Below are 26,838 nucleotides of genomic sequence, written 5' to 3' on the forward strand. Positions count from 1 at the left end.
TGATGGCCGGGCCGTAATACTCCACCAGCACCGTGCTGGGATGGTCCGCCGTCGCCTCCTGGACGATCCGCGCCCACAGGGCATGCCCGGCATCCATCACCGGCGCCAGCATGGCGGCGGCGCAGGACGGGATGTGCCCGACCGGCGCCAGTGCCGACCACAGGGCGACGGCGTTGTTGTCGTGGGGATTGTCCGGCTCGCGGATGGACATCAGGATGTCGCCATAGCCAGCCCCGTCCATGTGGGCGCCGGGATAGTAGAAGGCCCCGGCCACCCGATCCGCAGCCATGGAAGCGGTGGGCCGGGCTTCCAACCAGGCCCGGCCCTCGGCGATAGCCATCTCCCGCTCCAGCCGTTCGTGGGCACTCCTGCTGCAGCCTTGTCATCGGCCAGGCCGGTGTTGTCATTGGCCCCCGGCAGGGGTGTCATGACTTCCAGCACGAACTCCGCCATGGCGTTGTTCTGGATGTCGCGGACGCCGGAGATCAGCTCCCGCTTGCTCGGGCGGTGGCCGATCTTGGCCTGGAAGACCTCGGCCTTGACGATGACCGCCTCCAGCTTGCTCAGGTTGTATCCGTCCAGCAGGCGCCGCGCGTCGCTCAGGTGCAGCACCGCCACCCGCATGGCCCAGCCCACGTCCTCGGCGTCGATCCGAGCGTCCCCCTTGCCCAGCAGGACGTGGTAGATGGCGGCATATTTGAAGACCCGCCACATGACGCGCCGGAAGAAGCTGGCGGGGATGGAATGGTGCTGCTCGAAATGATGGCGGAAGCCAGCTTCGAATTCCGCCTCGGCCTCGGGCGTCACCGTGTAGAGGGGATGGAGCGGTAGGGCGGCGATATTCTCCCATGCCGCCTGCAGCGGGGCCAGGTTGCCGGCCTCCTCGACACGGTAGATCGGGAAGCGATGGGGCGGACGGGCTGGATCCGCTTCGCCGATGACAATGCCGAACCTTTGCATGAAGCCGTCCAGCATGCTCTCGGCCGAGACGATGGTGGTGAAGGTCTCGAACACCGTGGTGCCAAGGATGACCAAGGCCGGTTCCTCGACCTCAATGGAGCCCTTGGCGGTGCGCCGGGCCAACGGCTTGCCGTCATGGGCGCGCAGCAGGTATTCCCGCATCTCCTCGGCGTAGGACTGGGTCTCGATCCGCCGCAAGAACTGGCCCCATTCATCCTGCAGCCACAGGCCGCGATTGTGCGCGGCCAACTCCTCGATGAAGCGTGCGGAGGTGGTGGTCTCGGGGAACAGCCGAACCGGCATGACGCGAGCCAGCATCGAGGCGGTCTTGGTCTTGCCCGCCCCGCTGGGGGCCAGAAGGGTCGACCACAGATCCGGCTTCAGCCTGGTGCCCGCCACCTCGATCTCCACTCCCCGATCCAGCAGGTAGGCCGCCATGAAGTGCAGCACCATGAAGGCGGGCAGTTCCAGGGGGAAGTCCGTGGTCCGTTCGAACAGGCTGACCGCCCGGTCCAGCAGGCTCCCTGGCGGCATGATGGTAAGACCCCGCCAGGTGGTCGAGGGCGTCTTGGCGGCCAGCAGGCCGCGAAGGGCTTCGGTCTGCTCAGCCCCCAATCGCCTCTCGCCGATCAGGTCCAGCAGGCTCAATTGCACCGGCTTGACGGTAGACGGCGTCCGCTTCCTCGCTCGAAGTATCTTCGGCATGGTTCTCTCCCTCCCTGGGGCGGACGGTCTTGCCCGCTGGTGTCGACCTATGCCCCCGTCGGCGGGTATCAAGTCGGGAGGGAAGATTTTTTGCTGCCGCCGTGGCCCCCCTACCGTCAGCGCCAGCGGATTGGGCGAAACCCTAGGCACACCGCGCCTCACGGGGCGATTTTGGGCCGTCTGCAGTGCGTCTACAGCCCATCGGCACTTGGGTGCGGTGGGGAACCGGCCGGACGCAGCGACCGCCAAGAGTCAGGCGGAGGCTGGCCCGTTATCCACGGCCTCAACGAGGGCAGATGTCCGGCGGGGGCGATCTGATCGCCCCTCCGGTTCAACAATAAACGCGAACAGCGGTTCCTTCCCTCTTTGGGGTCCAGGGCTCTCCCTGGCATACGGTCGGCATTCGCGAAGAGAATCCCGACGGCGTAGGTGCCGCCTTTTAGGCGAGCTGGCTCTTTTTTGCCTTTTCCCCATTGACCTTCCCTTTTTTCGCTCGATGTCGACGGCGGGGCGATTTCGCAGGGAGGGCGTCATGGCGGACAACGACAACAATGGCGGAGGCGGCGGTCCTATGTGCATCCTTCGCCATGGGCGGAAGTCACATACGTGGGGGGAGCTTCGACAGGCTACGCAGCACACCGTCCGGGATCCGGCCGTAAGCTGGTTGGGAGGCCGCCCGCGATCTCCGCCTCAAGGCCGAACAGGATGCCATCCGGGCACAGATCGAGCGGCAGGGGGCCGAATACGCCACCCTGCTGGCCCGGAAGGCGCAGCAGGCCGCCGAGGAATCCCGCAAGGCCACCATCGTCGCCAGGACGGAGGTCGAGGAATCACGGCGCCGAGCGGTCCAGGCCGAACAGGATCAGCTTGCCCTGCTCGCCAATGTCAAAGGCGAACGGGATACGGTCGAGGATGACAAAAGGGCCTTTGGCATTTTCGTGAAGGCCCATGGCATCGAGAGGGAGTTCGACCAATGGCGGGCCGACACCAAGGCCGTCGCCGCCCTGCGACAAAACAAGGGGCCGGAGTGGGGCCAGTATGAAAAATCATTGGCGGCCTATGCCACCGACCTCAATCAATACGGCACCCTGCGCGATATCATCGTCCGCCGGGCGGATCGGCATCTGCGCTTCCTGCTGGAGGTTGGTGCCATGGCCCTGGGGCATTCCTCGATCATCCGCAATCCTGCCCGCCTGGTCACCGATGGCATTGCCGCCTGGCTGCGGCTCGTCGGCGGGAATGATCTTGTCCAGCGGCACCGCACCGTCGTCGGCTGGATGCGGGAGATCTGGGCCGCCGTGGTCGATGCTGCCATCGAGGAGCCGCAGCGGAACAGGGGGCGAGAGCGGTGATAAAGGTCGCAGACTTTCCCAATGGCGGCTGTCGGTCGCATAGCCGTCAGACGCAACGTGGGGGCAATCGCCCGGACATGACCCGACGCGGCCATTCAGTTGCTCGTCGCCCAGGTTCTCTCGGCAGTGGTGAACCAGTTTCCAAGGGATTCGAATGTCGTCACCGCGCACTCGGCGGCCTTCTGTTGCGCGGCGGGGTTTGCATCCAGCTGCTCGGCCATCCGGGTCTGGAACTGACGCCAGTGGGGGCCTGCACCGTCGCCATGGAAATTGTGGAATGAGGTCGCAAGCCCGGAAAGCACCCCCAGGCAATGACTGATCCGGCGCATGACCACCTGACCGCCCAAGGTCGCCCCCTCGAGAACATAGACCATGCCAAGCCCTTCTCCCCAGCTTTCCACCGTGGGAATCGCCGGACTGAGGGGCAGGGCTGCCACTTCCATATCGCTGAAGCCCAAGGCTACCAGATCATGCACCAGGGCTGGTAGCTTTGGCCGGATCCCCATGGTCTCGGCCAGATGGGGGAATTTGGCGTAGAGAAGCTCCTCGCTTGGCCGATAGAAGCCGTAGATGACGGCAAGGGCGTTGCGGTACTGCTGCGGTGTGACGCGCCCCTCGCTGAGCGGAAGCATCAGAGGATGGCGCTCGATTTCGGCATGAAGGTCGCGGGTCGCGTGCCGCAGTAGGGCCAGAGTGTCGACGCCCCGGAGGTTGCGTTCCGGTGCGGCTTGATGTTCCGCCTTTGCCGCTGCGGGAAGGGCGAACTGGACCGTCGTTCCCCGATCCGCAATCGAGGTCAAAGAAATTCTTCCACCCAGCTGTTCGATGATCCGGTGGCACAGGGACAGGCCAAGGCCGATCCCCCTGCTTTGCTCGGCGGGACGCAGGGTCTCGAACAGATTGAAGACGCGTTCGTGATATTCGGGCTCGATGCCGATTCCATTGTCGCCCACGGAGATCGTCCAAACGTCCTCGCAGCGCTCGGCCCAAATGTTCACTTCCGCTCCCCTGTCCGGGGATCGGAATTGCAGCGCGTTGTCGATCAGGCTTTGAAAGACGAACTGTATCCCCCGCTGATCGCCGAGAACCTCGGGCAGATCGCCCAGGACCCGAACCACCGCGCCCACGGACCGGATCTCCTCGTCCATCTGCGCAAGGACCGGCGCCAACGCATCGGCCAATTGCAGGGGCCTCGGCGCAATCTGGGAATGACCAAACTCGGAATAGGCCAGGAGCCCCTTGAGACGCAGATCCATACCCTCGGCGGTGTCGCGCATCTGTTCCAAGATGACCTCTCCACCCCCGTCGAGGTGATCGCGCAAATGGCGCCGGATCTGCTGACAACCGATCAGAATCCGCCTGGGGCTTTCGCGCAGGTGATGCGACGTCACCCAAAGAAACCGTTCGACCTCGCCGTTCAGAGTCTTGATCCGCCGGTTCTGCCGCAAGATCACCTTGGTCATGGCCGTCGCGAGCGCGCCAGCCACCTGGATCTCCCAGGAAAGCCAGCGTGCCGAATGGCCGTGCTTTTGCTCGACCCATCGTTCGAAGGAGCGGCGCGGCAGATAGGTGGTGCCAGTGCTGTCCATGGTCTTTTCCGGACGGCCGCCCCAATTAATCTCGCGGATCACTTCGGGACGGAACCACAGCAGCGCCTGGTCGCGATTGTCTCCAATGAAGGTCGCCAAAACGCCGCTGGCCTCCTTGGCGTGACTGGCGAAGGCCGGAAAGATCGAGGAGATACAATCGGTGGACACCACGGATCCAGCCGAATAGGCCCGCAGCCATTCCATCAGGCGCAACACGTCGTCGGGTGGCGGAGTTTGCCCGATCAGTCTGGTGGCGATTTCCCGGCGTTCGTTCAGGTAGACGATGGCGGCGCCGGTGCAGTTGGCAAACATGTCGGTCGCCACCAGGGGTGGCTCCGACATGGCGTCTACGAAGTCATCGGCTCCCGCCAGCTTACTGAGGAACTGGGCGTGGCGACTGCTGTGCTCCACCAGGGCCTCGGCCTCTCCATGCAGTGACAAGGCCATCAAACGCAGCGAGAAGGCACTTACCAGGCTCTCCACATGCTTGCGGGTGGTGAAGGGGGCCCTGTGGGATTGGCGATGATGTCCGACCACCAGCCCCCAAAGTGCGCCATCCTTGAGAATGGAGATGGTCATGGCGCCATCGACCCCGAGATTGCGCTGATACAGGTTATGGATCGGCGAAACGCTTCGGTAATGGCTGTATCCGATGTCGAACGGCTTGCCCGTGAAAGGATTGAAGTTCGGCACGATGGCAACCGGATCGCAATCGCGGACCGGAACCCAGCGGGCGGTGACGTGCAGATAAAGCCGTCTCGCCTGGGACGGAATGTCCGAGGCCGGGAAATGCAGTCCCATCAGGGATTGCTCCCAAGTCTCGTCCAAACTTTCGGCGATCACATCTCCATGGCCCTCGTCATCGAACTGATAGAGGAGAACCCTCTCGAATCCGGTGGCATCGCGGACGGCCCAGACCAGCGCGTTGCCAAGCTCCGTCAGGGACCGCGCCGACTGGAACTGGCCCAGAACGTGGGCGGATTTGAGAGCCAGGATCGATGCCTGCGGCACCGGGGATTCAGGGCAGTCCACCTCGAATTCCACGAAGATGACGTCATCGCCACGGAAGCAATGGATTTCCCGCCAGCCCAGATCCGGAAGCTCCGCCATCACCGTGACTTCATGGTGCGATTCCGAGCGGATCAATTCACGGATGCCATCCATCACCGCAGGCGGCAGCCACTCGGCGACGGCCTCGCCATCAACGGAAGGACAGGCGTCCTTCAAATTCTCGCTGACCGCCAGTATCCCGAAACTGGGGATCGACAGGGCCAGGATCACGCCGTGGGGCTGAATCGTTCCCGGTGCATGGATGGGTTCTCGCGAGCAAGCTTCGCCTGTCAACTTAATGGCTGTGGCAAGCCCCTTTTCACCTGTATTCAAGATGCCCTCGCTACGCATCACCCTTCACCCTGATGCGGGGGGAACGTCATGAAGAAGGTACTACCAAGGCCCACTTCGGATTCAATCCAAATCTTACCGCCGTGATGTTCGACGATCCTCTTGCAGATTGCCAAGCCGATTCCAGTGCCGTCGTATTCGTCCTGAGCCACTAGCCGCTGGAACACCATGAAGGCTCTTTCCCGATCTTCGGGAGCAATACCGATCCCGTTGTCCTTAACCCACAGGAGATAGTCACCCGCCTCCTCACGCCACCCAATTTCAATCTGTGGTGTCCGTTCTGATGGGATGTATTTGATCGCGTTTCCGATCAGGTTTTGGAAAAGGCGCACCAGTTCGCCCGGATCGCCCATCACGCTGGGCAGCCCTTCGGTAGTAGAGACTTCGGCCTTAGAATCTCTGATATTCACTTCCAGATTGGCGAGGGCCTCACCGACAGCCTCTCGCAGATGGACTGTGACGGATCCCTTGCCCTTTCCGGTTCGGGAAAACTGGAGCAAATCATTAATAAGACGGTCCATGCGCTTGGCTCCGCCGACCGCATAGTCAATAAACTCTTTGATATCGCCTGTTAGCTCTGCCCCGAGTTTCCTCTCCACCAGCGTCAGATAACTGGTCACCATTCTCAAAGGCGCTCGGAGATCATGGGATGCTACATATGCGAACTGCTCCAACTCGGCATTGGTTGCCTTGAGCTGTTGTGATTGTGTCTCCAGCATCCGGTTGGCTTCGGCAATGCGCTGCTCCGCCTTGCGCCTGTAGGTGATGTCCTCCTTGACCGCCACATAGCGCGCAATGTTGCCGTCGTCGTCATAGATTGGAGAAATGGAGATCAACTCCCAATGCTGGGTTCCATCTTTCTTGCGGTTCAGAAGTTCTCCCGTCCAAATTTGACCTGACGCAATGGCAGACCATAACCGCACGTATGTTTCCAGAGGGGTTTGTCCCGAGGACAGAAGCCGGTTGTTCTGTCCAATAACCTCCTCAGGGCGATACCCGGTCACCGTACAGAATTGCTCGTTTACGAATTCTATGGTTCCTTCGGTATCGGTGATAACCACTGATACCGGGCTTTGCTCGACGACTTTCGACATCATGCGCAACTGCATGGCGGCGTTGGCTTTGGCGGTCACATCGGAGCCGCTACCGCGATATCCTTTGAAGTGCCCGTCGTAATCAAACTGCGGTGAACCGCTGATGGAAATCCACTTCGCCGTTTCGTCGCCGGTCTTGATCCAGTAATGGAAATCGCGGAAAGGACGATGAGCGGTAAGGTCAGCGATATGGGCTTCCCATTTAGGGGATTCGACCTCATGGGTGTCCGACACAATATCCCATCGACGTTTTCCCAGGAGAGAATCCGAAGCAATGCCGATGATTGCGTCGAAAGAATCTGAAAACCAACTGAACCCATGATTTTCGTCGGATTCCCATACCCAATCGGTGGTGCCCTCCACCAGAGATCGGAATCGCTCTTCGCTCTGCTCCAGTTTGGCAGCTGCCTGCTTCTGGGTGCTGATATCCTGGGCGACCCCGAGATAGCCGACAATCCGGTTATCCTCGGCATATACCGGGGTGGTAATTAGAGACACTGTCAGATGCCGTCCGTCGCTGCGAACATAGGTCCATTCACGCCGGTCATGCCCCTCTCGCCCCGCCTTTTCAACAAAGACGCGGAAACCGGAGATCGGAATTCCCAATTCATCGGCCAGCTCTCGTCCTCTTGCCTCTACCTCTGCGGCCAAATGGAAGCGAGCCGGAGTCTCCTTATGAACCAATGACTGGGCCTCATAGCCCAGCATGTTCTCAGCGCCACGGTTAAATAGGGTGATGACGCCATCCGGATCGGTCGCGATGATCGCGACCTCGGAACATGCCGCCAGAATATCCTGGAGCTGACGGTTGAGCCGACGAATAGACTCTTCGGCTTCCATGGAGGTGGTGATGTCCTCCTTCACTGCCAAATAGTGGGAAATCCATCCCTCCGCGTTGACGAGGGGGGAGATATGGGCGCGTTCCCAGTACATTTCCCCATTCTTGCGGACATTGTGGAACAGCCCTGACCACGGATGGCCTGCAGTGATTTGGTCCCACATCGCCTTATACTCTTCATCGGTGGTCGCCCCCGATTTGAGAAACCTCGGATTTTGCCCAATGGCTTCCTCGGCGCTGTAGCCAGTCGTCCGGGTGAATGCGGGGTTTACGTATTCGATCAGGCCATTCCGATCGGCGATAATCACTGACGCCGGGCTTTGCTCGATCGCCAAAAACAGTCGGTTGCGTTCTTCGGTGATGCGACGGCGTTCGGTGACATCGTGGATCAGGGAATACAGCAGGGTTCGCCCGCCGACTTCCAGTGGTCCGGTATGGACCTCCACATCCCGGATTTCACCGGAAGCCAAGAGATGTTGGAAATTGAAATGAGAACGTTGTTCTCGTTTGGCATTCTCCATCTCATGAGCGATGAGGTCTGGGGAAAGCGTGTTGATTTGGCGGATGTTCATGGTCCGCAGGCGATCCATGTCCCAGCCATAGAAATCGGCGGCGGTGGGATTTGCATCAACGATGGTGCCATCGGCCGGATCGACCAGCAGCATAGCGACCTTCGACGCAGTGAACAGAGCATGATAGCGGCTCTCGCTCTCTTCCATTCTTACGAGGGCCTGTTTTAGTTCGGCTGTCCGCTCGAAAACCTTCGCTTCCAGTCCTTCCTGTGCCTCTTGAATCCTGTCCATCATGACGTTAAATGACATGCTGAGATGGGCGATCTCGTCAGTGCCAGAGACGACAACACGGTGATCGGACAGGCCTGATGAAATGACTTCGGAGGTAATTGTATTTAGAGATTGCAGAGAAGTCGTAAGCCTTACTCCTGCAATCCGACTGAGCCTCAACACCAGAAGGAACGCTCCCATAGCCGCCAAGGCCAGTAGCAGGAATACCTGAGAACTGCCATGCCCCGCAGCATTTGGGGGTTCGCGCCAATCGATGTGCAGCTTGATATCGGCCAGGAGCTTCGCGACGGGCAAGGTGACGCGGATCGTATCACCGGAAGCGTCAGCGATATTCTCGATCTCGTAATTCAGTGTGGCAGACCCATGAAGCGGCAATTTGGCGAGAGGCAACCGATAGGTCAGGCTTCCCTCTGGAGCATCTGTCCGATCATAGGCCAGCATCTCCGATGCCAGCACATAGGCCCCTTGCGCATTCGCGATTACCGTGGCGGTTGACTTCCCCGCAACGAGGGCAGCGGTCAGCCACTCCCGTTCCTGACCAGACAGATCATTGCCGCCATTTGTGGCGATGGTCCGCCCCGCGTAATCGGTAAATACAATATCAACAGGAATTCCTTGGATTTGCCGCATTCCGCGCAGGAACGGGATGAGATAGGTTTCCTTTCCAGCGCTATCGACCAGGGCATTGGCGATCAAAGAGTTTTCGGACAACGAGGCGATGCTACTGGTGATGAAGGTGATAATGCCGCCAATTCGTTGAGCCTCGTCGGAGGCATCCCTTTCCATGTTGAGCCGTGTCTGCGTCTCGACCTGACGGAGCAACAGTGTCCAGGCCGTTCCTCCGACTACTAAGATCACCAAGCCAGACAATAGGGCGGCCACCAGCGAGATCCGCAGGGATAGACTGCTGCTGAACCACAATCGGAGCTTAGCCAAAAACATGAAATTCCCCTATGGCACCGGCACTAGAACGCCGTCGGTTCGGTACCGTGCCATCAAAAGATCGGCAGCCCCCAACGCTTCGTGACGATCTGCCGTGAAAGGCTGATCGAATTTCCTCACCAACCCATGATAATTCGTCACCCTCTCAAGAGTATCCCGGACGCTGGCACGATCTGTAGTCCCTGCCATGTTGATGGCACGGGCAATAATGTGGGTCAGGTCATAGGCGTGGGCGAATCCCACTGGCGAGACGATGTCTTCGACCTTGCTGATGCCGAACAGCTTGTTGGTGGTCTTCAACACCGAATCGACCTTAGTCTTGTCGGCCTTGAAGAACGAGAAGGTCTGGATCACGGTGAAGTCCACCGCCTGCATCGCGTCTCCCGCCACCTCAACAAGCTGGCCTCCGGTTACCCCCCAATGGGAAATGATGGGAATGCGACGTTCCTTGGGCAGGGCCGCCATCTCCTTGATCAAGACGGAGGCCTGATCGTCATTGGCGATCATGATGATGGCGTCAGCCCCGGCGTTCAGAAGGTGCTCGTACTTGTCGATTACGCTCTTATCTTTCCAATTGAACCATGTTGTGGCCGCGATGGGAGGTGCCCCACCGCTGGCGATATAGCGTTCCGCCGCCGCCAAGCCGGAACGGCCCCAAGCGGTATTGACCAACAGCAGGCCAACCTTGCGTGCTCCGATCTTGCGGGTGTGATCAAACATGAACGGCATCGCCAAGCTGTCCCGCAGGGAAAGGCGGAAGCTGTAATTGGGCACCATGCCGTTATCGATAATGGGGTCAGCTGAGGACCACGGAGCCAGGAACAGGGTCTTGGTATCTCTGAGAATAGGGAGTTCCTCGATCACCACCGGGCTAAAGCGTCCGCCAAAGACGGCGACCAAGCCGGGCATCTCGGCGAAAGATTTGATATTGTCGATGCCTCGGGCGGGCATGGACCGATTGTCCTTGGCCACCAGTTGCAGCGGCCGACCACCCAAAACCCCACCAGCAGCATTGATCTCATCGATGGCGGTAAGGATACCTTTTTCTATGGCTTGACCGCTGGTGCTGTAAGCCAGCCCCATTTCGGCGTCGAGTCCAAGAAGCACGGGGGATTTCGGTTCAGCACCCGAAACAGAAGATGCCAGCATAGCCAATGCGATAGCCATTACGCTGAGTGTTTTCATTATCCCCCTCCTCGGACATCGCAATGCCGTCGTGCTTGGACAGGAACTAGTCCAAAAACCTTTTGAATTGGTCAGTCCAATCAAACTTTCGCGCACTCCCTATACGCCTTTTGTATAAACAAATGTTTTTGTCTAAAGTTAACGGGCCGTAAATAGCTATGATTTTTTGGCAGCGCACAAATTCAAGAACGGGTTCCGCGTCAGGGAGTGATCGGTCAGGTGTGTGGCCGGATTTGGCACAACGGGGCCATAGCGGACTTTCCCGCCGAATGGCGGCAATGCGGCATGTCATTCAACTGGACGATGTCCGCCTTGCGCCCCGGATGCGCCCCTCATTGGTCCCGGCGGCGGGGCGCAGTTGCCTCCGGAAGGGACAAAAAGCAAGAAGGCTCGGACCATGTGGTCCGAGCCTTCCTTGATTTGGTGGAGCCGAGCGGGATCGAACCGCTGACCTCCTCATTGCGAATCAGAAGACAGGGACATTCTTCCTCTGAGACCACTTCTAGGAAACCTTAAGGTTTAAGCCATGGAAGGCGCTAAAATGCTGGCCTTCTAAGCTGACCACTTGTTTCTATTGTCCCGTACATGCTAGAGAATTGAGCTATTCCTAGGCATCCAGATACGTCTGAGCTTGTCCCAGGATTGTCCCAGGACTGTGACAGAGGGATGGCACACATGGCTAAGCTCAACAAGGTGAACCTAACCCAGCGCATGGTGGACACCCTCAAAATCCCAGAGGAAGGCGAGAGCCTGATCATGGATGAAAAGGTGCCAGGACTGGGTGTCAGGATCAGGGACACAGGCAAGGCTAGCCTACTACCTCAACAAGAAGCAGTCGCTGTTCATCATTGCGCGGTCTGAGACGCCTAGTTCCCCTGAATCCGATTCAAGGCTAAGAAGTTCTTAGGTTCCGTGATCACCCCGCGCCTTGGCGCATAGACAGCCGCGCTGTGGCTGAGGTGTTTGGTAAGCAGCATGGGCATGTGCTGCGTGACATCGCTGAAATCAGTAAAAATTTACAGGCTCCAAATTTGGAGGCTGAGTGGTTTCGTGAGTCAACCTACGTTGGAGACAACGGTAAGACCCTCCCCTGCACCAACCTGACCCGTGATGGCTTCATGCTGTTGGTCATGGGGTACACGGGGAAGGATGCTACCCGCTCCTTCAATACCCAGCGGAACGCAGTGGAGCGTACAGACCATCCGAGTGGTCACCATCGATGACCAGCCGTGGTTCGTGGCGATGGATGTGTGCCCTGTTTTGGGTCTGGCACAGCACAAGGGTAGTTACGCGCACCATCTCCAGCGCCTGGATGTGACTGAGCGGAAAAGCACCCCCAGGTCAGAATTAGGGTACTCCCCTGGCGCAGGTATTTCGATTATTTCCGAAAGTGGCCTAAGGATGGGTTCAGCTATCTCCAGAACGCAGCTACCCATAATGCCGACATCGATAAGATGGTTCGCATCCTGAGCTATCGGACGGCTACCGGCGACGCCACCATGAAGGACTGGAAGAAGCTCCTTACCACCGTCCAGGGAGCTAACCGGCGATGATTAAGTATCTCGTGGCTAGCTTCGATTCTGAGGACAACACAGGCCGGTTAATCACCGTGCATGGCCTTAGCGTCGATACCAAAGAGTATGGGCCTGTGGCTCGTATGTATGGCGACAGCGTCGATCTGATCCAGCTTGCTAGGAAGCATGGCCTTCCGGCGGCCCCCAAGGTCGGAGGCAAGTGATATGGCTGAGATCTTGAAGCCCCCTTTCATCCCCGTTGAGGTATCCCGTGGGATTATCATTATGAAGCCTAACTACACTGGTCTACTCCAGACGTTCAGCTAACCCTCATTGAGATGGACTAGAGCCTAGCTGTCCCGGGATTGTCCCAGCGGGTTATGGAGGGACTGAACATCCGTTCCATATCTGCTGGGATTGTCCCAGGATTGTCCCAGACAAGAAAAAGGACCTAGCCATTTCTAGCTAAGTCCTTGATCTAACTGGTGGAGCCGAGCGGGATCGAACCGCTGACCTCCTCATTGCGAACGAGGCGCTCTCCCAACTGAGCTACGGCCCCGAAAAGGGAAGCGCGATAATGTTCAAACCGCTGCGGCCTGTCAAGCCGCTACCATCGCATCTGGCCGCCCAGGGGCTTTGATTTCTGCATGCCGCGCTTGGTCACCAGGACCCAGTCGTTGAACTGCATGTAGCGGGGCGCCAGGAACTGGTAGATATCCCTGATCTTGTTGGTGTTGTCGTCCGAGCGGACGATGAACACCGTCTTCCAGATCTGGATGAAGTCCTCCCAGGGCAGCAGGCGGCAATGCAGCGCGTCGCGCACCTGGCGGATATAGCCGATCTGGTTGTCGATGTTCTTCAGCATGGCCAGGATTTCGCCGGTCTGGGCGTCCACCTGATCGAAATAGTCCTGAAAGACCTTCAGCGCCCGCTGCGACAGGCGTCCCACCTGATCGGTGGTTTCGATCATGGAGCGGTCGGCGCCGTAGATGCGGCGCAGGGCCTGAAGCTTCTCGTCGATCTTCTGCACTTCGGAGAAGGTGTCGCGCAACGCCTCGATATAGGCCAGTTCCTTGGCCAGGGTCTCGATATAGCGCACCACCTCGTCACGGTTGTTACGGCCCAGGCCCAGTTCTTCCGCCGCCTCGGTGAAGGCCAGCTGGACGTTCTTCTTGACCTGGGGGTCCTCAGCCACCTGGGCCAGTTCCGAGACGTTGCTGATGACGTGTTCGTTGCCGGTCAGCCAGGTGACCAACTGCATGGTCAGGCGCTGATAGGCGATGCGCCGGTGGCGGTCCTGGGGCTCCCACGAGGCTTCGCGGGTGGTGACTTCCTTGGGCAGCTTGTCGCCGGGACGCAGGCCGCGCACGAATTGCAGGGCCTCGGCCACCTTGTCCAGCATCTTGAAATCATGCTGGTCGTCCTTCATGCCGAATTCCCGCTTGATACCGTCAAAGGCGAGGACCGCCTCATTGGTGGCAAGCTTGAGAACCGCCACGGGCTCTCCGGTATCGGTCAGACGGAAATAGAGATCCTCGAAGGACGTGAAGAATTTGTGCTCGAAGGAGACTTCTCCTTCGATCGCCGCCGAATCCTTGCCCTTATCGTCATCAGCCATCTATGTCGCTCACCCCTGGCAGCGCTCCCCCCGGCCACGCCACCGCCCCGAAATGCCTATTCTAAAGCGTGATGCCTTAAATGTGCATCACGCTTTAGCTTCATTTGCTTTGCCCTCGCCGGGCGGGCGCCTCCGCGCCCTTGGCCGCTCGCTCAATGCTCGCATCAGAGCCGCGCCTCATATTTGAGGCTCGGCACTCTAAAGCCGAACCAGTATGCCGGGCCTTCCCGCCTTGAACAAGAGTTGGTCAACCTTGCGCGTCAATGAAGAGGTGGCCCGAGCGGCCGTGGATGTAGCCGTTGGCGAATTCCGCCCCAGGGCACAGATCGGACAAAAGGTCCTCGGCCTCTTCCTCACCAGTCTTGCCCGCCAGGACGGAGCGGAACAGGGCGGCCACCGCCACCATGTCGCAGGTCTGTGGCCACAGGCGGAAACGCTGGATTTGGCGCGCCGCCAATCCCCTCACATCCCCCAGCAGGTCCATGGTGTGATAGGACATGGTCTGGGTGCCGTTGACCGCCAGGAAGGGCACTTCGTCCAGGGTCTCCACCGCCATGCCGTCGGGATCGTCGGCGCAGACGTATTGGCAGCCGTCCTTGGACAGGTTGCGGGCCCTGGCGGCATAGCAGCGGGCCGAGATGGCCAGCGGCAGCCGTCCAAAGGCCTGTACCTCCACCTCCATGGCGGTGGAGGCGGCCAGACAGGCCACGGCATCGGCGGACAATTCGGCGGGCAGGCAGACGCGCACCGCCCCCATGGCGGCCAGCGAGGCCAGGGTGCCCTCGTTATAAATGTTGAGCAGCGGCCCGGCGACGAAGGGCCGCCCATTCATCTGCGCCGCCACCGAAATGTCGTTGGCCTCCACCAGGATGCCGTCCGTTTGCGCCAGTTCGCGGGCCTGGGCGATCTCGCGGTCGCTCATGATCAGGGCGAGCGACGACAACACCACTTCCTTGCCCGCACCGGCCAGACGCTCGACCACCTCGGGAATGAAGGGCTCGAAGAACGGCGTGCGCTTGGAGCACACCACCTCGCCCACATGGACGCTATCCACATCGGCCTCGTCGGCCACGCGGAAGTAGAAGTCGCGCAACGCTTCAGGCTTCCAGTTGAACAGAACCGGGCCGAGAGTAAGCTTCGGAATTGAGGTCATCGCCAAGCCTTCTCATAGGCGCCGGTGGTCTGCTTGCCGCCTTCGGTGATGCGGTCCAGATCGATGTCGGGCAGCGGTTTGCCCGCCATCACGGCGTCCACTCCGGCGCGGAAGGCCTGGACCACGGCGGCCACATAGGCGCGGCCGCGCTGGCGGCCCTCGATCTTGAAGGCGGTGACCCCCGCCTTGATCAGATCGGGCAGCATGGAAAGCGTGTTGAGCGAAGTGGGCTCCTCGAACAGATAGCTGGCCTTGTCATGGGCGATGAAGCGGCCCTTGCACAAGGTGGGATAGCCCGCCGCCTCGTCATGGGCAAATTTGTTGATGGTGAAGCCACCCAGTTCCGAGGTGATGCCCTGGGGGGTCTCGGTATAGCGCACCTCGCCCGCGGGCGAGCAGACGCCGTTCATGTTGGGCGACTGACCGGTTACGTATGACGACAGGGCGCAGCGTCCCTCGGCCATGACGCACAGTCCGCCGAAGACGAAGACCTCGGTCTCGACCGGGGCGATGCGGGGGTTGAGCGCGGCGATTTCTTGGACCGTCAGCACGCGGGGCAGCACGACGCGCTTCACGTCGAAACGTTCGGCGTAAAAGCGGATGGAATCGGGATTGGAGGCGGCGGCCTGCACCGACAGATGCAGCCTCAACTCCGGATGGGTGCGGTGTGCGTGCTCGATCAGTCCGATATCGGCCAGAATGGCGGCATCGGCCTTGAGTCGGGCGGCGTCGGCCACCGCCTGATGCCAGATTTCCGGCTTTCCGGCGCGGGGAAAGGTGTTGATGGCCACCAAAACCTTGGCGCCCCGCTCATGGGCATAGGCGATGCCTTCGCCCAGTTCCTTGCGATTGAAGTTGAGGCCGGGGAAGTTCCGCGCATTGGTCTCGTCGCGAAAGCCCACATAGACGCAATCGGCCCCGGCATCCACGGCGCTTTTCAGTGCCGCCGGGGTTCCGGCCGGGCAAACCAGTTCGGGACGGATCAGAGGGGCGACCGATGCCATCTTAAGCCGCTCCTCCACGCCGAGCCGCCTTGCGCAACTGCTTCAGTTCGCCTTCCAACTGGGCGATGCGGGCCCCTTGATTGGCATTGTCCTTGACGGCGGGCGCGATGATGGCGGCGCGCAGAGTCTCGAAATCCTCGCGCATACGGCTCATCAGCCCCACGGCGGCGCCCGCCAGCCCTTTGAAGGGCCGGGCCAGCGGTCCCAATTCCTGGCTGATATCCTCGATCAGGTCGATCCCGGCCCCGTCGATGGCGTTTCTGAGCGCCACCACCACCTCGGTATCGCCCTCGATCACCAGACGGCGCGAGAAGAACAGGGCATCGCCGTCCACCTTGCCCTCGGCCAGCGCGATCAGCATTTCCAGCGGACCATGGATGGTGGCGGCCACCTCGCCCGGTTCGATGGACCGGCGCACGGTGAGGCGCGGGTCTTCCGGGTTGGGCTCCAGCAGGATGACGAAGGGCAGGTCGACGGGGTCGATGCACACGGCCTTGTCGGAATAATCGGCCATGCGTTCCAAGATATCGGGATGGCGGCGGCGCACCACGCCCAGCATGGCGTCGAACAAGGGCTGGAGCGCCGTGGGGCGGAGCGGCTTCAAGACCATGCCCAGCAGCAGCACCGGCGAAAAGGGCGGCGTTACCGGAACTGCCCCGGTCCTGGCGTTTGCGTGCGTCATACTGTGCGGCCCTTTTCCCAAGAGACAGGCGTTCTGCCTGCCGGTGATAGCCCTCCTCATCGACCGGCGTCAAGCAAACGACACAGAAGTCGGCGCGAGTAGGACTTGGCAGAAGCCTTCGCCCTGGCTAACCTCAGGCGGGTCAGCACAGGAGAGGGCCGCCCAATGAACATCGATGTCGATCTGAGCCCGATCACCGCGCTCATCATCGACGATTCGCGCTATGCCCGATCGTTCATCAAGACGGCTCTGCAATCCTTCGGAATCAAGACCATCCTCGAAGCCGGTGACGGGCCGACCGGCCTCGAGATTCTGGGCCAACAGCCTGTCCATCTGGTCATTGTCGACCACGACATGGCCCCCATGGACGGCATCGATTTCACCCGCTTCCTGCGCGCGGGCGACATGGTGGCCTGCGACGACGTGGCCGTGATCATGATGAGCGCCGAATCCGCCTCCGAGGTGGTGTTCCAGGCGCGCAGCGCAGGCGTCAACGAATTCCTGGTCAAGCCCATGTCGGCGGATTCCTTGTTCCGGCGCATCCGCAACGCCCTGGTCAATCCCAAGGCCTTCGTGCGCTCTCCCGGCTTCAGGGGGCCGGACCGCAGGACGTTGTCGCGCCCGCCGCCCGGCGTGGCCGAGCGCCGCGTGGCCCCGCCGCTGCCCAAGCCTCTGCCGCTGGTGATGCCCATGGGCGCCGCCGGTGCCGCCGCCCGCCCGGCCTCGGCCCCCCATGCCCCGGTGGTTCAGGCCCCCAAGCCCGTCCAGGAGCGCACCGGGCGCAAGAAGTTTCACGCGGGCCAGATCATCTTCAATGAAGGCGATCCGGGCGACATGGCCTATGTGGTGGAAAGCGGCAAGGTCGCCATTTTCAAGACGGTGGGCGGCCAGAAGGTCAAGCTGGGCCAGATTGGCACCAATGGCGTGTTCGGCGAGATGGCCCTGATCGACAACGAGCCGCGCATGGCCTCGGCCATGGCCGCCGAGGACACGGTCTGTCTGATGATTCCCATGGCGGCGCTGAAAGCCCAGATCGGCAAGACCCCCGATCTGGTGATCCTGGTGCTGGAAACCCTGCTTCACGACATCCGCAAGATGGGCCGCGAACTGGGCCAGGTGCGCGCCACCTTGGAAAAGAAGCGGGCGGGGAAGTAGGGGCGGCTGTCGCTCGTCTGCCCTCAGTCATCCGCCGCGAAGCGCTCGGCCGACAGGGGCTGGGGCTGGACGGGATCGTCGGAAGCGGGCGAAAGGGATATCTCGGCGATATTGGTCAGCGAGCGGATGGTTCCCGCCGACTGGTACTTGAAGGTCAGCGTCACCGGCAGGACCGCAGCCTGCATCTCATCCATGAAGATGCCGCAGCCCCGTGAATAGCGGGTTCCGGTGGCGAATTCGATACGGTAGGTCCCCTCGGGGATGCCGCCGATGCCGATATGATAGGTGGCGGGCACATAGAAGGCGGTGACCGTGTTCCCGGCCATGGTCTTCAGTTTGACCACACCATCGCGGCGGCCTTCGTTGTGGACCAGCAGGCGGTGGTCGCCGCTGACCCTGCGTGTCAGGATTTCCCCGGCGCCGGGCTGGGCGCCCCGATTCTCGTTGCACCACTGGGTCTTGAAGCGTCCGCCCGATCCGGCATAGAGCGAGCGGGTCTCCACATAGCCGTCGATGCCCGACGGCGTGCGCACCTTGACCCATTCGGGGTCGGCGGGGTCGGCGGTAACCTCCACGGTGGCGAAGCGGTCCAGCAGGGTAAGGACAGGGGCACCGGCTATGGGGGCCATGCGCACTTTCAGGCTGTCCACCGCCACATGACGGATCTCTCCGCTCTTGGCTGGCTGCATGGCGATGGGCGCGGTGGTGGAAACCGGCTGGTCCCAGGGCTTGGCGGCGATCAGGGCGAAGACGCCAACGGTGACGGGCAGGGCCAGCAGTGGCAGCGCCTGGGCCAGGAACACACCGCCGCCCAAACGCCAGCGGGTCTTGAGGCGGCGGTTGTCCGAGACGTCGCGGGTGGCGTGCAACAGGTCTTCTACCCGCGCGCGGTCGTCGGGCATGGAGGCGAACCGGTTGGCCTGCAGCGCCAGGGAGCGGGCCAATTCCAGATCTCCCCGGCCGAGGAAGGCGCGGCCCTGGCGGATCAGAACCCTGGCATTCTCGTGGCGCGGCTTGGCGCCGCCCAGCAGGTTGCGCAACAGGACCAAAGGCGCGAGAAGAAGGCCGGGCAGGGACCACCAGCCCAGGGCCCAGGTGATGGTCGAGGCGCGTACAGCGGCGCGGTCGGCGCATGCCCGGCAAAAAATTCCTTCCACCGTGCCGGTTTTTGCCCACACCAGATACGAGCGGACCCAGTGATAAACCACGTAGCGCGGCTGGGCGGTGAGCGCTCCACAGCCGCAACAGGCGATGGGGGCGCCAGCCACCTGGACGTCGTCGTCATGGGTGGATTCCTGGCCGAATGTGTCGTATTCGGCGCGGCGGACCACGTCCTTCAAGACACCATAGGCCTCGATAACCCGTTGAAACTCCTCACGCGCACGCTTGGAGGCATTGCGGTCGGGATGGACTTTCTTCACGCGGGAGCGATAGGCGGTTTTGATCGCGCCCGCATCCGCCCCCGGGGCGAGACCGAGGATCGCGTAATAGCCTTTGGGGTCGCGCGCGATGGTGTTCATACCGATTGGTGCTTGTTCCTGGGCCTCTGAGTTGCCGGGTTGTTCAAGCAAAGCCTATGCCATCGGTCGGGGTTTGGAGAAATCGCGCAGGGATCATACCACGATTTGCGTTGCAGGTGCGCCAGCCGGGGGCAGATCCACGAAGGACCGTCCCGACTGGAACGAGACCTGGCCCTTGATGCCGGTCATCTGGCCGCATTCGGCGAAGATGCCCGCGATATCGCGGCACATGACGGGCGGCAGGGCCTCGGCGGTGCGCACGATCAGGTCGAAGCGCTTGGCATCCTTTTGCACCAGCCCGTCCAACTGAATGCGGCCCAGCACGCTCATGCGCACATCCAGGATGAAGCGCTGCTCGCTTCCCTTCTTTCCTCCACCCTCATCCTCGTTGGGCGGACGGTGAACATAAAGGTCGATGGGGTCGATATTGGCCCCATGGGCGAAGGGTAGCGTGATGGCCTGCCAATCGCCGCGTCCCATGGGCCGGGTGGACTCCTCGGCCAGATCGAGGAATTCCTTCTTCAGCCGGTCGGCCAGGTCCTTGCGGCCCGCCTTTTCCAGGCCCTTGGTCACCGGCTCGCTCAGCAACTGGCGGGCATCGCCCGAGCGCACCGCGCCCGTGAAGAGGGACATGGCCGCCGCCAGACGGGGGCCCGCCTGGGGGATCATGCGCATCAACTGCTCGGCCGCCTGACGGTCCGATTGCAGCAAGGTGTCCACCGCCTGATCCAAAGTGGGCCAGCCATCCGGCGACAGGCCCTGGGGCGGGCTGGCGGCGGGGGCCATGGGCGGCGGCGGCAGGGGGCGTCCGATCACTTCCAGCCGCAGCACGCTGCCGGGCTGCAGCGTAGTGCCCACATCCAGTGACAGGACGCCCGCCGGGCTTTGCACCAGGGCGGCACCGCCCGTGGGCTGGGAGAGGACCACGCCGGGCATGGTCACATTGGGCGGGGTTTGCTGCGGCTGCGGGCTGGCGGGCATGGAGGGCGCGGTCAGAGCGGCGGCCGGGGCGGGCTGTGTCCCGGGCTGGGGCGGGACGGCGGCGGCGGCTGGGGCGTGCGGCGCGGGCGGCGGAATCGGCGCCGTGCTGGGCAGTGACGAGGCTGGGGCTTGCACGGCTGGGCTCTGGGCCAAGGGGCCTGGCTGGGCGGGTTGGGCGGTGGCGGTGGGAATGGGCTGGCCGCCACTGATGGCGTTTTCGCCGGGAGGCGCCATGGCGGCGATGCGCACCATCAGGCGCGAACCGGGGGCGAGATCGGTCATGGACTGAGGTAGCGGCTGAGCCATGTCCAGACCGGGCGTGGCGGCGTTGGGGGGCAGCATCACCGCGCCCGGCGGACCGGAGCGGATCACCGTGGCGACAAGGCCCACCGGCCCCGCCGCCAGTCCGGGCGCGGTCACTACCGGCGCGCCTGCCGGACCGGGCTGGGCGGCCGGGATCTGGCCGGGCGCGGTCTGCGCCGGACCAGCCTGTTTGACTCCACTACCCAGCATGGCGGCCAGATCGGGGGGATTGGCGGGCAAGAGGGGTTGGGGCGTCAGCCCCATGGGGCGGCCATTGATGGCCAGCAGCTTGAAGGCGGGCAGGCCGTTCTGCGAGATGTACTGAATGGCCAACTGGGCGCCGTCGGGCGGCAGGGGCTGGCCGGGGGGCAGGCGCAGCGACAGGCTGGACCCGTCGGCGGTCATGACCTGGACCACAGCCTTGCCCTCGGACTGGGTCATGGTGGCGGCCAGGACGGCCCCTGCCTGCAACTTGGCCAGGGCTTCGGCGGCACCCTTATCGGCCACCACGCTCAGCACCACCGGAACGCTTGCCTGGGCAGGCAGGGCGACCGGAGGTGGAGCCGGCGGGATGGCCGAACACATGGCGTTATCGCGAGCGGATCAGGCGCTCGACGATGGCTTCGACATCGGCGGCGGCCTCGGCATTGGGTGAGCGCATCATGATGGGCGTCTGGTTGCGGATAGCCTCACGCACCTTGAGATCGCGGCGGATGACACCGGCCAAGGGCGGGGAAATCTTCAAGAAGCCCTCGCAGGCCTTCAAGAGCGTGTTGTAGATGCGCTCGCCCTCACGGGTCGAATTGGCCATGTTGACCACGATGCGCATATCGGTTCCGGGCCGCTCCATATGGGTGACCTTGATGAAGGCATAGGCGTCGGTCAGCGAGGTGGGCTCGTCGGTGGTGACCACCATGATGGTCCCGGCCTGCTGCGAGAAGTTCCGCGTGGTCTTTTCCACGCCTGCGCCCAGATCCACCACGACGCGGTCGTAATTACCCGCCAGCAGAACCAGATCGTCGCCCAGCATCTGCAGGCGCGACAGGGGGATATTGGCCAGGGTTCCGCTGCCTGAGCGCCCGGCGATGATGTCGAAGCCGCCTTCGGGGAAGCGGGTCAGCGCCTGGTTCAGCGTCATGCGCCCGGCCACCACGCTGCCCAGATCGGTCTTGGGCATCAGGCCCAGCTGGATGTCCACATTGGCCAGGCCCAGATCGCCATCGAACAGCAGGACCCGCTGGCCCGCCCGGGCCAGGGCATGGGAGAGCGTGATGGAGAACCAGGTCTTGCCGACGCCGCCCTTGCCGGACGCCACCGCGACGATGTTTCGTCCCTTGGCCCGAAGGGTCGGGCGGGGTGCCAGGGTGGGAACTTCCATCGTGGTCATGATGCGGATGCCTCGGTCCAGAAGGTTTCATCTTTAGGTTCGGCCTCGGCCGATTGCGGCATGATCAGCCGCGCCAGCGCCACGGCCGAGATGGGCGAGATGCCCGAGGCCACATGGGGGCTGGCGGAAACGTCGCAGAACGCCATCTGCCCGCCCTCGGCGGCGGCCAGGATGGAGCCCAGGCGGCGTGTGGTGTCGAGACGCGACGCGAACAGGCGGGTGGCGCCGATGGCGGAGAAGGCCTCGCCGATCTCGGCCGCCTCCTCCGGGTCGCCGCCCGCCGCCATGACCAGGACCGGCTCCACATCGGCGGCCTCGATCAGGGCCTGGAGATAGTCCATGTCGCTTTGCTTGAAGGGATTGAGGCCGGGCGAATCGATCACCACCAGATCAAAGGCCCCGCTCATGCTTTCCACCACGCGGGCCAGGGATTCGGGTCCACGGGCGCGGACCAGATCGATCTCCAGGATGGAGGTGAAGGCGGCCAGCTGCTCCACAGCACCGGCCCGGATATTGTCGCAGGTGATGACCCCCACCTGACGCTGTTTCAAGACCGAGCGGGCCGCCAGCTTGGCCGCCGCGATGGACTTGCCCGAACCGTTGGGCCCCACCAGCATGAAGGGGCGCGGCGCGCCATGCTCGGGCAGATGGGCGAAGGTGAACCCGGCCTCCAGCGCGGCGGCGCAGGCCAGGGGCGGCTGGGTCAGGCCCGATGTCTGGGCGGCGTTGACCAGGCGTTCGACCAGTTTGGCAGGCGTGCCGTGATCAACCAGCGCCTTGCGCACCGCCTCGGATACCTCGGACCCGCCCGTGGCTTCTTCCAGCATGGAGGCGACCGCCAGATCGGCGTCGACGGATTCCAGGGCGGCGGTGATGCGCACCCCCTTGGAGCCTGCCGCCCGCTGGGTCGAGACGATGATGGCGTCGTCGCCCAGTTCCTGGCGGACCAGTTCCATGGCCTCGGCCATGGTGGGCGCGGTGAAGGATTTAAGCCTCATTTGCCGCTCTCCATGTCATCCCGAGCGGAGCGAGGGATCTCCGTCTGGTTCGATGGCGGGAGAGCGGACACAGCGGAGCAGGATGAGATCCCTCCTCCCTTTGGTCGTCGGGATGACAGGGGGAGGGCAGCGAATGCCGTGCGCACCGTATTCATATCTGCCCCAATGTCTTGATGCGGGCCTTGGGATGAATTTCCGACTGGCTCATCACCACGGTCATGGGCCGGAAACGCTCGACGATGGAGCGCACATAGGGCCGGACCATGGGGCTGGTCAGCAAGATGGGGGTTTCGCCCTGCATGGCGAAGCGTTCGAAGGTCTGGCGCGTGCGGCTGATGAAGTCCTGCAACTGGGACGGCGCCATGGAAATCTGCTTTTCCTCGCCCGTTCCCACCAGGGATTCGGCAAAGGCCTGTTCCCATTCCGGCGACAGGGTGATCAGCGGGATGAAGCCCTGCGGGCTGGTATTGTTGTCGGAAATCTGCCGTGCCAGACGGGCGCGCACATGCTCGGTGATCATGGTGACGTTGCGGGTATGGCCGCAGGCCTCTGCGATGCCTTCCAAGATGGTGGGCAGGTCGCGGATGGAGATGCGCTCGCCCAGCAGGTTCTGCAACACGCGTTGCAGACCGCCGATGGTCATCTGGCTGGGAATCAACTCGGCGATCAGCTTCTGATGCTCCTTGTCCAACTCGTCCAGCAGCTTCTGGGTCTCGGCATGGGACAACAGCTCGCTCATATTGTCCTTGATCACCTCGGTCAGATGGGTGGTGATCACGGTGGGCGGGTCCACCACGGTATAGCCGCGGAACAGCGCCTCCTCCCGGTTGGAAGGCTCGATCCACATGGCGGGCAGGCCGAAGGTGGGCTCGCGCGTTTTTTCGCCCGGAAGGGTGATGTCCTCGCCCCTGGGGTCCATGATCAGCAGGGCGGCGGGGCGAAGATCGCCACGGCCAGCCTCGACTTCCTTGACGTGGATGACATAGGTGTTGGCCGGAAGCTGCATATTGTCCTGGATGCGCACGCTGGGCATGACGAAGCCCATCTCGGTGGCGATGGCGCGGCGCAAGCTCTTGATCTGGTCGGTAAGGCGCTGGCCCTTGGGCGTGTTGATCAGCTGTAAGAGGCCATAGCCCAGTTCCAGGCGCACATGGTCGATCTTCAGCGCGGTGGAGATAGGTTCTTCCGGCACGGGGGCCTGCTGCATGGCCTCGGCCAGTTCGGCTTGCTGCACCTGTTCGGCCTTGGCGCGCTGGTCGCGGTCCAGCAGATAGGCCGAGGCGCCCATGCCCATGCCCAGCAGGAAGAAGGGGATGAACGGCATGTTGGGCACCAGCGCCATCAGGGTCATCAGCGCGCCCGCCATGCCCACGGCGCGGGGATAGCCCGCCAACTGGCTGAACAGGGCACGGTCGACGGCTTCCTGCACGCCCGCCTTGGTCACCAGCATACCCGCCGAGACCGAGACGATCAGGGCCGGAACCTGGGTGACCAGACCGTCGCCCACGGTCAGCTTGGTATAGAACTCGGCCGCCTGGCTGAAGGTCAGCCCCTGCTGCGCCATGCCGATGATCATGCCGCCGATGACGTTGATGGCGGTGATCATCAAACCGGCGACGGCATCGCCGCGCACGAATTTGGACGCGCCGTCCATGGCGCCGAAGAAGGCGGATTCGCCTTCCAGCTCGGCGCGGCGTTTCCTGGCCGTGGGTTCGTCGCACAGACCCGCGGACAGATCGGCGTCGATGGCCATCTGCTTGCCGGGCATGGCGTCCAGGGTGAAGCGCGCCGCCACTTCGGCGATACGGGTCGAACCCTTGGTGATGACCACGAAATTGACGATGACCAGGATGGCGAAGACGATGATGCCGATGACGAAGCTGCCGCTCATGATGAAGCTGGCGAAGGCGGCGATCACCTGGCCCGCGCCCTCGACGCCCTCGTGACCATGGGACAGGATCAGGCGGGTGGACGCCAGATTGAGCGCCAGCCGGATCAGGGTGGTCAGCAGCAAGACGGTGGGAAAGGAACTGAACTGCAGCGGCTTTTCGATGAAGATGGCCACCATCAGGATCAGCACGGCGATGGTCAAGGACAGCGCCAGACCGATATCGAGCAGCCATGGCGGCAGGGGCAGGATCAGCATCATCACGATGACGATGATGCCGAACGCCAAGCCCACATCGCCGCGCCGCGCCGACGCGGCGAAGCGGTCGAGGATTTCCCTGCCGAGGCTGGCCCCTGATGCCTGTCCTTCAGCCATGATACTAGATCATGGCTCGTTCAGCCTCGCCGCCGGCGGGCGGCGGCACGTCGATGCCTTCGTCGTTGTACTGCTTCAGCTTGTTGCGAAGGGTGCGGATGGAAATCCCTAGGATATTGGCCGCATGGGTGCGGTTGCCGAGGCAATGGGACAGGGTGTCGATGATCAGGTCGCGTTCCACCTCGGCCACGGTCTTGCCGACCATGCCGCCGCGCGCGCCCATGACCGAGGCGGCGGCATTGGCCGCCTGGGCGACCACGGGATCGGAATTGGTGCCCACCGGATTGCCCGACAGGATCATGGCCTCGGGGCCGATCTCGGCGCCGCTGGCCAGCAGGACGGCGCGGTGCATGGTGTTTTCCAGCTCGCGCACATTGCCGCGCCAGTGGTGGCGCGACAGCATCTGGCGCACTTCGGCCGACAGGGGGCGGGTGGGCAGGCCGTTGGCCTCGGTGTAGCGCTTGACGAAGTGCTCGGCCAGCACCGCGATGTCCAGCGGGCGCTCGCGCAGAGCGGGCAGGGCCAGGGTCACCACGTTGAGGCGGTAATAGAGATCCTCGCGGAAGGTGCCCTTGCGGACTTCGTCTTCCATATTGCGGTTGGAGGTGGCCAGGATGCGCACATCGACCTTGACCGGCTGGTTGCCGCCCACCCGGTCGATTTCCTTTTCCTGGAGTGCGCGCAGCAATTTGGATTGCAGGCGAATATCCATCTCGGAGATTTCGTCCAGCAGCAGCGTGCCGCCCTGGGCTTCCTCGAACTTGCCGATGCGCCGGGCCACGGCGCCGGTAAAGGCGCCCTTCTCATGGCCGAACAGTTCGGATTCCAGCAGATTCTCGGGGATGGCGGCGCAGTTGACCGCCACGAAGCGCTTGTCCGAACGCTTGGATTTGTTGTGGACGAAACGGGCGATCAGCTCCTTGCCGGTGCCCGATTCGCCGGTGATCATGATGGAGGCGTCGGAATTGGCAACCTGTTCGGCCATCTTCAAGGTCTGGCCCATGCGCGGGTCCTTGAAGATGATGTTGTGGCTTTCGGAGGTGACGGCGGCGATGACGGCGGCGATCAGTTCGGCGTCGGGCGGCAGCGGGATGTATTCCTTGGCGCCAGCCTTGATGGCGCGCACTGCCGCCGAAGCGTCGGACGCGATGCCGCAGGCCACCACGGGGACGATGATGCGTTCGGCTTCGAGCGAATCGATCAGGCCCTTGATGTCGCGCTTGACGTCGATCATCACCAGATCGGCGCCCTGGTTGCGCAGAACCTCCAGGCCCGCGGGCACGTCCTCGGCCTGACGCACCTTGGCGCCGCGCGCCATGGCGATCTGGCTGGCGGCGCCGATCTGGCCGTCGAGCGTGCCGATGATCAGAAGTCGCATGTCGTCCCTCTCC

At 62.5% G+C, this 26,838-nt stretch carries 21 protein-coding genes and 1 tRNA gene; 6 read left to right on the forward strand and 16 right to left on the reverse strand.

What is annotated here, in order from left to right; all coding sequences use genetic code 11:
- On the reverse strand, positions 1-241 hold a 241-nt coding region (locus tag CCC_RS22090), incomplete at its 3' end, for an HIRAN domain-containing protein (protein ID WP_201773283.1).
- Entirely contained in the window at positions 211-1,665 is a 1,455-nt protein-coding gene (locus CCC_RS05110; protein WP_082036502.1) for a DUF3987 domain-containing protein, read from the reverse strand. The genes CCC_RS05110 and CCC_RS22090, both read right to left, overlap by 31 nt.
- Before the next feature lie 938 nt (positions 1,666-2,603).
- On the opposite strand from CCC_RS05110, the gene CCC_RS05115 reads away from it, so the two are divergent.
- Positions 2,604-3,017: a hypothetical protein gene (locus tag CCC_RS05115; protein WP_041040170.1), complete on the forward strand. Its 414-nt coding sequence runs from the start codon at positions 2,604-2,606 to the stop codon at positions 3,015-3,017.
- A gap of 95 nt (positions 3,018-3,112) precedes the next feature.
- Here the strand turns inward: CCC_RS05115 and CCC_RS05120 are convergent, their stop codons facing one another.
- Genes CCC_RS05120 through CCC_RS05130 form a run of 3 tightly spaced genes read right to left on the reverse strand, consistent with a single transcriptional unit; the run spans position 3,113 to position 10,869 of the window.
- Positions 3,113-6,007, reverse strand: a complete 2,895-nt coding sequence (locus CCC_RS05120) for an ATP-binding protein (protein WP_082036503.1) — start codon at positions 6,005-6,007, stop codon at positions 3,113-3,115.
- Positions 6,007-9,684: a PAS domain S-box protein gene (locus CCC_RS21055; RefSeq protein WP_052472945.1), complete on the reverse strand. Its 3,678-nt coding sequence runs from the start codon at positions 9,682-9,684 to the stop codon at positions 6,007-6,009. The genes CCC_RS05120 and CCC_RS21055 overlap by 1 nt, the downstream gene beginning before the upstream one ends.
- A gap of 9 nt (positions 9,685-9,693) precedes the next feature.
- Entirely contained in the window at positions 9,694-10,869 is a 1,176-nt protein-coding gene (locus CCC_RS05130; protein ID WP_041040176.1) for an ABC transporter substrate-binding protein, read from the reverse strand.
- 675 nt (positions 10,870-11,544) lie between these two features.
- Here CCC_RS05130 and CCC_RS05135 point away from each other — a divergent pair.
- From CCC_RS05135 to CCC_RS05145, 4 genes are all read left to right on the forward strand, one after another.
- Complete coding sequence (locus tag CCC_RS05135) at positions 11,545-11,730, forward strand: hypothetical protein (protein ID WP_041040178.1); 186 nt, start codon at positions 11,545-11,547, stop codon at positions 11,728-11,730.
- Positions 11,731-11,804: 74 nt separating this feature from the next.
- Positions 11,805-12,092 (forward strand): Rha family transcriptional regulator, encoded by a 288-nt coding sequence (locus CCC_RS23020; RefSeq protein ID WP_082036504.1) that lies wholly within the window; start codon positions 11,805-11,807, stop codon positions 12,090-12,092.
- Entirely contained in the window at positions 12,019-12,339 is a 321-nt protein-coding gene (locus CCC_RS23025) for a BRO family protein (protein ID WP_407668824.1), read from the forward strand. Before CCC_RS23020 ends, CCC_RS23025 begins: the two co-directional genes overlap by 74 nt.
- Positions 12,340-12,418: 79 nt before the next feature.
- The gene (locus tag CCC_RS05145; RefSeq protein WP_041040180.1) at positions 12,419-12,607 is read left to right on the forward strand and encodes a hypothetical protein; all 189 of its coding nucleotides are present in this window, start codon (positions 12,419-12,421) and stop codon (positions 12,605-12,607) included.
- Positions 12,608-12,866: 259 nt separating this feature from the next.
- Here CCC_RS05145 and CCC_RS05150 read toward each other — a convergent pair.
- The 5 genes from CCC_RS05150 to ubiT form a co-directional block, all read right to left on the reverse strand.
- Positions 12,867-12,942, reverse strand: a tRNA-Ala gene (locus CCC_RS05150).
- A gap of 48 nt (positions 12,943-12,990) precedes the next feature.
- A complete protein-coding gene (locus CCC_RS05155) occupies positions 12,991-14,001 on the reverse strand; it encodes a hypothetical protein (RefSeq protein ID WP_009870031.1) in 1,011 nt (336 codons plus the stop codon).
- Positions 14,002-14,248: 247 nt separating this feature from the next.
- Positions 14,249-15,154 (reverse strand): ubiquinone anaerobic biosynthesis protein UbiV, encoded by a 906-nt coding sequence (gene ubiV, locus CCC_RS05160; protein WP_041040182.1) that lies wholly within the window; start codon positions 15,152-15,154, stop codon positions 14,249-14,251.
- The gene (gene ubiU, locus CCC_RS05165) at positions 15,151-16,158 is read right to left on the reverse strand and encodes a ubiquinone anaerobic biosynthesis protein UbiU (RefSeq protein WP_009870033.1); all 1,008 of its coding nucleotides are present in this window, start codon (positions 16,156-16,158) and stop codon (positions 15,151-15,153) included. Before ubiU ends, ubiV begins: the two co-directional genes overlap by 4 nt.
- Before the next feature lies 1 nt (position 16,159).
- Positions 16,160-16,840: a ubiquinone anaerobic biosynthesis accessory factor UbiT gene (gene ubiT / locus CCC_RS05170; RefSeq protein ID WP_041040184.1), complete on the reverse strand. Its 681-nt coding sequence runs from the start codon at positions 16,838-16,840 to the stop codon at positions 16,160-16,162.
- Between the two features lie 165 nt (positions 16,841-17,005).
- Here ubiT and CCC_RS05175 point away from each other — a divergent pair, with 165 nt between their 5' ends.
- On the forward strand, positions 17,006-17,995 hold the full coding sequence (locus tag CCC_RS05175; protein ID WP_009870035.1) for a cyclic nucleotide-binding domain-containing protein: 990 nt from the start codon (positions 17,006-17,008) through the stop codon (positions 17,993-17,995).
- A 23-nt stretch (positions 17,996-18,018) separates the two neighbouring features.
- Here the strand turns inward: CCC_RS05175 and CCC_RS05180 are convergent, their stop codons facing one another.
- From CCC_RS05180 to flbD, 6 genes are all read right to left on the reverse strand, one after another.
- Entirely contained in the window at positions 18,019-19,515 is a 1,497-nt protein-coding gene (locus CCC_RS05180; protein ID WP_009870036.1) for a DnaJ domain-containing protein, read from the reverse strand.
- A 93-nt stretch (positions 19,516-19,608) separates the two neighbouring features.
- On the reverse strand, positions 19,609-21,384 hold the full coding sequence (locus CCC_RS05185) for a DNA polymerase III (protein WP_041040186.1): 1,776 nt from the start codon (positions 21,382-21,384) through the stop codon (positions 19,609-19,611).
- A gap of 4 nt (positions 21,385-21,388) precedes the next feature.
- Positions 21,389-22,186 (reverse strand): MinD/ParA family protein, encoded by a 798-nt coding sequence (locus CCC_RS05190; protein WP_009870038.1) that lies wholly within the window; start codon positions 22,184-22,186, stop codon positions 21,389-21,391.
- Positions 22,183-23,184, reverse strand: a complete 1,002-nt coding sequence (locus CCC_RS05195) for a flagellar biosynthesis protein FlhF (RefSeq protein WP_041040188.1) — start codon at positions 23,182-23,184, stop codon at positions 22,183-22,185. The genes CCC_RS05190 and CCC_RS05195 overlap by 4 nt, the downstream gene beginning before the upstream one ends.
- Positions 23,185-23,335: 151 nt before the next feature.
- Positions 23,336-25,447, reverse strand: a complete 2,112-nt coding sequence (gene flhA, locus CCC_RS05200; RefSeq protein ID WP_009870040.1) for a flagellar biosynthesis protein FlhA — start codon at positions 25,445-25,447, stop codon at positions 23,336-23,338.
- Between the two features lie 4 nt (positions 25,448-25,451).
- Positions 25,452-26,825, reverse strand: a complete 1,374-nt coding sequence (flbD, locus tag CCC_RS05205; protein ID WP_009870041.1) for a sigma-54-dependent transcriptional regulator FlbD — start codon at positions 26,823-26,825, stop codon at positions 25,452-25,454.
- Positions 26,826-26,838: the final 13 nt, after the last annotated feature.

It is taken from the genome of Paramagnetospirillum magnetotacticum MS-1, assembly GCF_000829825.1.
Lineage (GTDB): Bacteria > Pseudomonadota > Alphaproteobacteria > Rhodospirillales > Magnetospirillaceae > Phaeospirillum > Phaeospirillum magnetotacticum.